The organism is Microcoleus sp. PH2017_12_PCY_D_A (assembly GCF_020738565.1).
GTDB lineage: Bacteria > Cyanobacteriota > Cyanobacteriia > Cyanobacteriales > Microcoleaceae > Microcoleus.
Window position 1 is genome coordinate 1 of the sequence record NZ_JAEQCI010000175.1, and the last position, 8,721, is coordinate 8,721.

Consider the following 8,721-nt stretch of genomic DNA (forward strand, 5'->3'; position numbering starts at 1 on the left):
AATTGGTGCATTTGGCTTTTGGTATTTTAAAGTCCCAAAAGCCTTTCGATCCTAATTATGCGATCGCTACCCCTTGACAGGTCAAGACAGTATCTACAGATTTTTTTCAAGATTTTACTAGGAATTTTATCCCACATTTTACCATCCCTGTAGGGGCGGGTTCGCCTAGGATATTTGACAATTATTGACAAATTATCTAAACCCGCCCCCACCCCACCGATCAATTCAAGAATTAATTGAATTTAACGATGAGGCGGGGATTGTCTATCGGGGCGATCGGTTGGGCGGGGGCGGGTTGATCGAGATTATCGGTGGGGGACTAAATTCATCTGTGAACCCGCCCCTACAGATTTTTTTCAAGATTTTACTAGGAATTTTATCCCACATTTTACCATCCCTGTAGGGGCCCGAACACGATATTTGACAATTATTGACAAATTATCTAAACCCGCCCCCACACAGCCAATAAACGATCGAAACTGGCTGCATAATTTGCAGATATTTTTAACCTATTTGCGTACAGCTTCCAGCAAACGAGAATAGTAAAAGCTCGTGCTATTCATTGCTGTTCTGTTAATCACAAAACCGTTGCTTTCTAGGATTTTGATAATATCAGCTTCGCGGTGCTGGTAAGCGCGGGTAGTTTTGCTCGGGCCTGGGAAAAGTTCGCCAAATTTTTTGAGCGCGGTAAGTGCTAAAGTTTTGGGGGCAAAACTGAGAATTAATCGCGATTGGGCGATCGAACTTAGGTGAGCGATCATCGACGCAGCCTTACTTTGAGGATAGTGGATCAGCACGTCCAAGCAAATAACCGTGTGAAATTTGCCTGTTAAAGCTTCCAAATCTTGGGCGGCGAAGGAGATGTTGTACAGCTTGCCGGGAACGGCTGTGGAGCGATCGTAGGCTTCTGCTACCATCTTTTCAGAGATATCGCTAGCACAAACAATTGCTCCAGCCTCAGCTAGGGGAATGCTCAGAGAACCCACACCGCAGCCGGCATCGCAGACACTGAGCCCGCGCAAATTGCCGTCAGCTTGCAGCCATTCGATGACTGTATCTACCGTTTTCTGGTGCCCGGTGCGGATGTCTAGCTGCACTTTGTTGACTTTGCCGTCGCCGTAAATTCGCTGCCAGCGATCGAATCCGGTTGAGTTAAAATACTGTTTAACTATAGTCTTGTCGTCTACCAAATTCATCGATTTGCCTGCTGCTGAGTTATTGCCAACGGTTAGATATTATAGCAGAAGGAAGCTCGGTAACGGATTTTTTAACGGATTTAATGGATGTCATGGATAGAAGGAAGTTCGGCAACGGATTTAACGGATAGAAGGAATTGACCGTTTAGATTTCAGCAATTCAAAACGTCCTAAATGTCAGGTGCGAGCGCTATTATATAGCAATCTGGAGCGGACAGCGCGCAAAGGGGAACAACCGATTTTAGATTGGAGATTTTAAATTGTAGATGAAAATCTAAAATCTAAAATCTAAAATCTAAAATCTAAAATCTAAAATCTAAAATAGTCTGTGCCAAGTCAATTCTTTTGTCGCTTCATCTAAGTTCCAGCGCAACAATTGAGTTGCCGGTTGGCCGATAATTCCCGAAAGCCCGATCGCCTTTCTGGGAGATTCAGTAGCCAGGGCGATCGCACTTTCTGCGTCGCAAATCGCCCACCTTACCAAATTTTGCACTCCCGCCAACAGCGGCAGAGTTGTACCCGCTAAAGTAGCAGATTCCAGCGGCGAATGGTAATCCAATCTTACCCAAGCCGTACCTTTTCTGACCTCCATTTGTCGGGAATCCCAGGGATAAACACCGTCAGCCAAACCCAAAGGAGCCAAAGCATCGCTCACTAAAAAAACGCCTGTTTCGTACCTGCCAGCGCGCAGCAAAAAATCGATCATTGTCGGAGAAACGTGCTTTCCGTCAGCAATTAAACCGCATTTTACGCCCGGATAAACGATCGCCGCTCCCAACAAACCCGGTTCTCGGTGGTGCAAACTCGGCATCGCATTAAAAGCGTGAGTTACCATGGAAGCTCCTTGCGCGAAGGCTTGCTGTGCTTGCTCTGCCGTCGCTTGGGAGTGTCCGAGACTTACCGCAATTCCCAAACTTTGCAGATAAGGAATGACGGAGCCAGTGCTATCTAACTCCGGCGCTAAAGTAATTATTTTGACAATATCGGCACAATCTCCTAAAACTTGCTTGACATTTTCTATAGTTAGCGGTAGTAAAAACTCAACTGGGTGAGCTCCTCGCTTTTGGGGGTTGAGAAAAGGGCCTTCGAGGTGAACGCCGATGATTTCCGCACTTTTGGATTGATTGCTCGCAGGAGCAGCGGTTTTTGCAGTCCGCATATAATCAGCTATCGTCGAGAGCGATCGCCTAAACTTATTCAGGGAAGTTGTCACCAAAGTCGGCAAAAAAGCATCAACTCCCTGATACCATAAAAATTGACAAATTTTAGATAAAACTTCAACATCCTTGCTTTCTAAATCTGGGAAAGCTAAACCGAGCGCTCCGTTAATCTGCAAGTCAACACCGCCCAGAGAAACCCAATCACCGGCAGCGTCGATCACTTGCAAATCGGGAGGAGCAATTCGTTTAAATACTTTGTCCATCGAACAAACTTCTTGAATAATGCCCGTGTTGTCAACAGCAAGCATTTGCAAATCCTTGCAACCGGGCACGCGAGCATTGAGAATATCTGTAGGGGCGGCAGTTGGGGTTGTGGCTTCAGTCATCCGATTTTAGATTTTAGATTTTAGATTTTAGATTTTAGATTTTAGATTTTAGATTTTAGATTTTAGATTTTAGATTTCCTCGCCTCGATAAATCTGCGGGATCCCGATCGGGATGTGGAGATTTTTGCTTTCTGCACTCTTGGCTTGTCACCAAATTGCTTTCGAGCATCAGTTTGGCTACAAAATATCTAAATTTTAGTTAACGCCATCATTTAAAATTACCATTAATCTGAAATCTCACATCTGAAAATTGCATGAGTCAACCGACAGTGGGAATTATCATGGGCAGCGATTCGGATTTGCCAACCATGTCTGAAGCGATCGCAGTTTGCGAAGAATTCAACGTACCGTACTCCGTAGCGATCGTCTCTGCCCATCGCACCCCCGAGCGCATGGTACAATACGCCCAAGCCGCGCACCAACGGGGTTTGAAAGTCATTATCGCAGGTGCTGGAGGGGCAGCGCACCTGCCAGGCATGGTAGCATCTTTAACACCCTTGCCGGTAATTGGCGTACCGGTAGCGAGCCGCCACCTGCAAGGCCTAGATTCGCTGTACTCGATCGTCCAAATGCCAGCCGGGATACCCGTAGCAACAGTGGCGATCGGCAATGCTAAAAATGCTGGCTTGCTGGCCATTCAGATATTAGCAGTTTCCCAGCCTCAATTGCTAGAGCGAATACTGGATTACCGCAAAACTTTGTCGGAATCTGTCATGAACAAACAAACTCAGCTAGAAGAGCTAGGTTATCAGAAATATCTCACTACGAACAAATAATCTCTAAACTGTTGTAGTACAATTGGAAAATTTTCGGGGTCTTGCTGAGCTGATTAGTTGTAAAGAGCGTAAAAATGATTAAAATGACTGTCGGAAAGAAAAAATCGAAACAAGTCAGGCGGGAGTCTTTGAATTTGCCAGCAGCTAACTTTTTGAGGAAAGTCAGCAGGTTCCAGAAATTACAAAGGACGATCGCCCGCCTCAGTCCGAGTTGGCAAGCCTGTATACCAGTAGCAGCAGTCATCTTCTTGATGTGGGGATATGCCGCAGTAGCCCAAACCCCTGCTGCTGCGCCAACCACCGAGGAACAATTGGCCAGCCTCAAGGTGGGCATGGATACCATGTGGGTGATGGTGGCTGGGATGCTAGTGTTCTTTATGAACGCGGGTTTTGGGATGTTGGAAACAGGTTTTTGCCGCCAGAAAAATGCAGTTAACGTGCTGTCAAAAAACCTGATTGTGTTTGCGCTTGCGACGATCGCATATTGGGCGATCGGCTTTGGGTTAATGTTCAGCAACGGTAACGGTTTTATCGGCAACAGCGGCGGATTTTTCCTGTTGAACGTGGCTGACAACAGCCCCGCTATGGGAGAGGCTTATCAAGGCATTTTCAAATCCTTAAACTGGACGGGAGTCCCCCTGAATGCTAAATTCTTTTTCCAATTAGTTTTTGCGGGAACTGCTGCTACGATCGTTTCTGGGGCAGTTGCAGAGCGCATTAAATTCCTTGAATTTTTAATTTTCTGCTTGCTGTTAGTAGGCATTGCTTACCCGATTACCGGACACTGGATTTGGGGCGGCGGCTGGCTGCAAACAGCAGGTTTCTACGATTTTGCAGGTTCGGCAGTGGTTCACTCGGTAGGCGGTTGGGCCGCTTTGATGGGAGCGGCATTTTTGGGGCCGCGGATCGGCAAATACCGCGACGGCGAGACTGTGGCGATGCCGGGACACAATATGAGCATTGCCACCCTCGGCTGTTTGATTCTGTGGTTGGGTTGGTTCGGGTTTAATCCCGGTTCGACAATGGCTGTCGATCCAAATGCGATCGCCCACATTGCCATCACCACCAACACTGCCGGTGCTTTCGGGGGAGTTGCTGCCACAATTACAGCTTGGCTTTATCTCGGAAAACCAGACCTTTCGATGATTATCAACGGCATCCTCGCTGGCTTAGTCGGGGTAACAGCGAGCTGCGCTTGGGTCAATGTGCCAAACTCTGCTATTATCGGCGCGATCGCCGGCGTCATGGTAGTTTTCGCAGTAACTTTCTTTGACAACTTGCAAATTGACGATCCTGTAGGAGCAACTTCAGTTCACTTAGTCTGCGGCACCTGGGGAACTTTGGCAGTAGGCTTGTTTTCTGACGGGCCTGGAACCGGAATTTATACCGCTGGACCGAAAGCGGGATTACTACTAGGGGGAGGCTTCGATCAATTATTACCACAGTTGATCGGTATTATCTCTGTAGGCGGAATGACCGTGCTGCTGAGTACGATTTTTTGGCTCGCACTCAAAGCTTTGTTGGGTATCCGGGTTTCTGCTTTAGAGGAAGCTGAAGGTTTGGATATCGGCGAACACGGGATGGAAGCTTACACTGGGTTTGTGAAGGAAACTAGCTCGGGCAACAGAACAGAAAGCAGCTACGGCGGTTATTCTGGGGGGGGTGGGGACAAAACTACCAAACTTTAGAGCAAAACTCTAAAGCGTAGGACGATCGACTTTCTTCAGCTTTCTGGCCCTAGATAGGCGATTTGTACGTCCATCTAGGGCTTGATTGTGAAAAACCACAATCTGAAATCCCCCGCCCGCAGATACAGGGCCGATCGCACTCTTGATTCTTTTCAACCCGGTTTATCGTTCTGGCGCTGCTTGCTAAAATCGCGCAATTACGTTAACAAACCGGGTTGGTGCGTCCAGCCCTCTTTCAAAAAAAATGCTGCTGTAGAAAAGCTCTCAATCCTTATGCAGTAACTCATTCCCCAATTTAAAATCTAAAATCTTAAATCTTAAATCTAAAATCGCCTGATTTCTGCGCCAGAAAGTTTGGCAGGCAGATTTTTTATGGTAGAGTAGTGCCAAAAAGCAAAGTTCTGCATCGCCGCCGCGCCCAACACATGACAGTGCTTGATTCTTACAAGAATTGAGGCTTTAATTGAGCGGTAAAAATTGATGCAGCAATCAGTGCCAATTATTTCAGTGTGGTGCCTGCAAATCGCTTGAGTTTATGGAGAAGTTTGGAGTAGTTAGCAGAAGTAGAACTCATAAATCCCTCTTGGGGATGGAAGTTAGCCGATCGAAAACTGTTCCGGTTTGGGCTTTGCTATCTCTGCTTACCAACGCGGTACTAATTGTCACAGTCGCTCAACTAATGGGTAGGGGAAACAACTTGACAGAAAGCTCCCCTGCTAGTGCTGCACTGACGGTAGACAGTCCTGAGGAACAAATTCGCCCGACGACGGTGACAAACTCTGCAAAGGCAGTGCTAGACGTGCCGGTTCCGGGGCCTCGACACAAATGGTCTTACCAGCAGTGGGTGACGCAGTTGGGGCGGGAAGCTGAGGCCGCTGCGGCAAATCGTCCTCCAAAACTGAGTGTTTTGGCTGGGGATTCTCTGAGTATGTGGTTTCCCACGAAGCTGTTACCGCCCGATCGCATTTGGCTCAATCAAGGGATTTCGGGGGAGACTTCCGTAGGTTTGCTGAAGCGGTTGCAGTTATTCGATCGAACTCTTCCCGATACGGTGTTTGTGATGATCGGGATTAACGATTTGTTGCGGGGGGCCAGCGACGAAGGGATTTTGAACAACCAGCGACAGATTATCCGCGATTTGCGGTGGGCGCATCCGAAAGCACAAGTGGTGGTGCAGTCGATTTTGCCCCACAGCGGCGAACAGTCTACCTGGGAAAATCGCGATCGGCTGTTGGCGATTCCCAACAGTCGGATTCGCGCAATCAATCGGCGGCTGAAAGAAATTGCTAATTCCGAAAATGTTTCCTATCTGGATTTGCAGCCTCTGTTTGCGGATGCTGACGGCAATTTGCCAACCGAACTGAGCACAGATGGCTTGCACCTGAACGATCGAGGTTATCTGGTTTGGCGATCGGCCCTACAAATGTTCAGTCAGATGCAGTTGAAAAATTAATCAGTTGACTGTTGTCAGTTGGCAGTTGTCAGTTGGCAGTTGTCAGTAGTTAGAAGGATGAAGTCATATTCTCCCCCATTCTCCCCCTTCCAACACGGCTTACTCCGAAGTCAGGGGTAATGTCAAGTACCTGCGGATAGATTAAGAAAATATAATAGTTGAGATTTTAGTATACAATGATACAGAATAACAGTTTGTACAAATGGTGCAATCCAAAAGGCAGAGAGTATGGGATTGAGAGTTGACAAATTTAGATGAGTCCGACTATACGAAGTCGGGGCTTGAGGATTGGGGAATTATCTATTAAAGATTCGTTCCGCTAAAACAGGGACTTAAAACCAAATTAACTATTGCATCTAAAATCCTCACATCTAAAATCGGCTCGGTCTTCCCTGCGAATTGCTGAGTATTAAAAGGTAAAAATAACGTGCTCAAAAAAAGTTTCACGATCGGCATCCTCGCACTGTGGCTGTTAAGTTGGCCACTGATGAACAATGCCTTAGCTCAAGATGCTGCTCCTGCGGCGGCGGTGGTGGCGAGTCCGATCGACACCGGCGATACAGCCTGGATGTTAGTGTCATCAGCACTGGTGTTGCTAATGACACCGGGGCTAGCGTTTTTCTACGGAGGGCTCGTGCGATCGCGCAACGTCCTCAACACCATGATGATGAGCTTAGTCATGATGGGACTGATCGGCGTCACCTGGACGCTGTGGGGCTACAGTTTGGCCTTTGACGTTTCCACTCCAGTCTCCGAAGGCTTTGCGAAAGGATTTGAAACCTTCATCGGCGGCTTCGACTGGATGTTCTTGAACAACGTCGCAGCGGACAAACCAGATCCGATCGGCTACGCACCGACAATACCCCACCAAGTATTCATGGTTTACCAGATGATGTTCGCCATCATCACCCCAGCTTTGATTTCCGGGGCGATCGTCGAACGGGTAACATTTAAAACCTACTTCTGGTTCGTCCTCCTGTGGTCAACCTTCATCTACTCACCATTAGCCCACTGGGTTTGGGGTAGAGGCTGGCTGGGCGCCATGGGAGCATTAGACTTTGCAGGCGGCACAGTCGTACACATCAGTTCCGGCGTATCAGCCGTAGTCGCAGCTTGGGTAATCGGGCCCCGCAAAGACCACCTGAACAAGCCCCACACCCCCCACAACGTACCCTACGTCCTGCTGGGAATTGGGCTGCTGTGGTTCGGCTGGTTTGGCTTCAACGGTGGTAGCGCCTTGGGTTCCGGTTCCTTAGCAACCGTTGCATTTGTCACCACAATGATTTCTACCGCAGCCGGTGGCTTAACTTGGACAATCATCGAATGGGTGCTCAGAGGTAAACCCACAGCAGTCGGAATTGCTAGTGGCTTCCTAGCGGGATTGGTAGGAATCACACCTGCTGCGGGATACGTACTGCCAGTGGGAGCGCTGTTAATCGGCTCGATCACTGCGGTTTGCTGCTTCTTTGGCGTTAGCTTGCGAGCTAAGCTAGGATTTGACGACTCTTTGGATACCTTCCCAGTTCACGGCCTCGGCGGAACTGTAGGGGCTCTGCTGACAGGCGTATTTGCAACTAAAGCCGTTAACGCTGCCGGAAATGACGGGCTGTTTGCCGGAAATCCGGGGCTACTTGTCACCCAGTTTATCGGCGTTGTAGCTACTTACGTGTTTGCGGCTGCCGGCACTTTTGTGATTTTGAAAATTTTGGCGCAGTTTATGGAACTGCGAGTCGCCTCATCTACTGAAGACCAAGGTTTGGATATCGGCGAGCACGGCGAAGAAGCTTACGGTGAGGATTTTGCCGGCGGTTTCAGTTCCTTTGAATCTGGTTCTCCTTTTGCGCCGAAAAAGGTGGGCTGATTTTATCGATAAGTGCGATCGTCGCGTAGATATGCAGTTATGTGCGTCTCTACGCTTTTTTTTACCAACCGCGAAGGCGCGAAGAGCGCGAAGGAGGAAGAAGAAGAAGGGTTAAGATGACAGAATTATTCGTTTGATATCAACTTTCTCATTCTTATTTCTTCTTCCTTCTTCCTTCGTGTCCTTCGCGTCTTCGCGGTT

General features: G+C 48.1%; 7 protein-coding genes. 4 read left to right on the top strand and 3 right to left on the bottom strand.

All coding sequences use genetic code 11. From position 1 onward, the window contains the following. Window positions 1-509 precede the first annotated feature (509 nt). The gene (gene bchM, locus JGK39_RS31130) at window positions 510-1,196 is read right to left on the bottom strand and encodes a magnesium protoporphyrin IX methyltransferase (protein WP_293261679.1); all 687 of its coding nucleotides are present in this window, start codon (window positions 1,194-1,196) and stop codon (window positions 510-512) included. Window positions 1,197-1,512: 316 nt separating this feature from the next. Then, a complete protein-coding gene (gene nagA / locus JGK39_RS31135) occupies window positions 1,513-2,742 on the bottom strand; it encodes an N-acetylglucosamine-6-phosphate deacetylase (protein ID WP_293261682.1) in 1,230 nt (409 codons plus the stop codon). Between the two features lie 254 nt (window positions 2,743-2,996). Between nagA and purE the strand changes: the two genes are divergently transcribed. Together purE and JGK39_RS31145 are read left to right on the top strand one after the other, a co-directional pair. After that, on the top strand, window positions 2,997-3,518 hold the full coding sequence (gene purE / locus JGK39_RS31140; protein WP_293261685.1) for a 5-(carboxyamino)imidazole ribonucleotide mutase: 522 nt from the start codon (window positions 2,997-2,999) through the stop codon (window positions 3,516-3,518). A gap of 74 nt (window positions 3,519-3,592) precedes the next feature. Next, on the top strand, window positions 3,593-5,206 hold the full coding sequence (locus JGK39_RS31145; RefSeq protein ID WP_293261688.1) for an ammonium transporter: 1,614 nt from the start codon (window positions 3,593-3,595) through the stop codon (window positions 5,204-5,206). 9 nt (window positions 5,207-5,215) lie between these two features. On the opposite strand, the gene JGK39_RS31150 is transcribed toward JGK39_RS31145, so the two are convergent. Further along, a complete protein-coding gene (locus JGK39_RS31150) occupies window positions 5,216-5,362 on the bottom strand; it encodes a hypothetical protein (protein ID WP_293261691.1) in 147 nt (48 codons plus the stop codon). A gap of 379 nt (window positions 5,363-5,741) precedes the next feature. Between JGK39_RS31150 and JGK39_RS31155 the strand changes: the two genes are divergently transcribed. After that, window positions 5,742-6,659: an SGNH/GDSL hydrolase family protein gene (locus tag JGK39_RS31155; protein WP_293261694.1), complete on the top strand. Its 918-nt coding sequence runs from the start codon at window positions 5,742-5,744 to the stop codon at window positions 6,657-6,659. 427 nt (window positions 6,660-7,086) lie between these two features. Then, window positions 7,087-8,520, top strand: a complete 1,434-nt coding sequence (locus JGK39_RS31160) for an ammonium transporter (RefSeq protein ID WP_293261697.1) — start codon at window positions 7,087-7,089, stop codon at window positions 8,518-8,520. Window positions 8,521-8,721 lie beyond the last annotated feature (201 nt).

What these genes read in the sequence shown, in the direction of transcription:
- bchM (WP_293261679.1), bottom strand. Translation starts at nt 1,196, where the DNA reads ATGAATTTGGTAGACGACAAGACTATAGTTAAACAGTATTTTAACTCA.
- nagA (WP_293261682.1), bottom strand. Translation starts at nt 2,742, where the DNA reads ATGACTGAAGCCACAACCCCAACTGCCGCCCCTACAGATATTCTCAAT.
- purE (WP_293261685.1), top strand. Translation starts at nt 2,997, where the DNA reads ATGAGTCAACCGACAGTGGGAATTATCATGGGCAGCGATTCGGATTTG.
- JGK39_RS31145 (WP_293261688.1), top strand. Translation starts at nt 3,593, where the DNA reads ATGATTAAAATGACTGTCGGAAAGAAAAAATCGAAACAAGTCAGGCGG.
- JGK39_RS31155 (WP_293261694.1), top strand. Translation starts at nt 5,742, where the DNA reads ATGGAGAAGTTTGGAGTAGTTAGCAGAAGTAGAACTCATAAATCCCTC.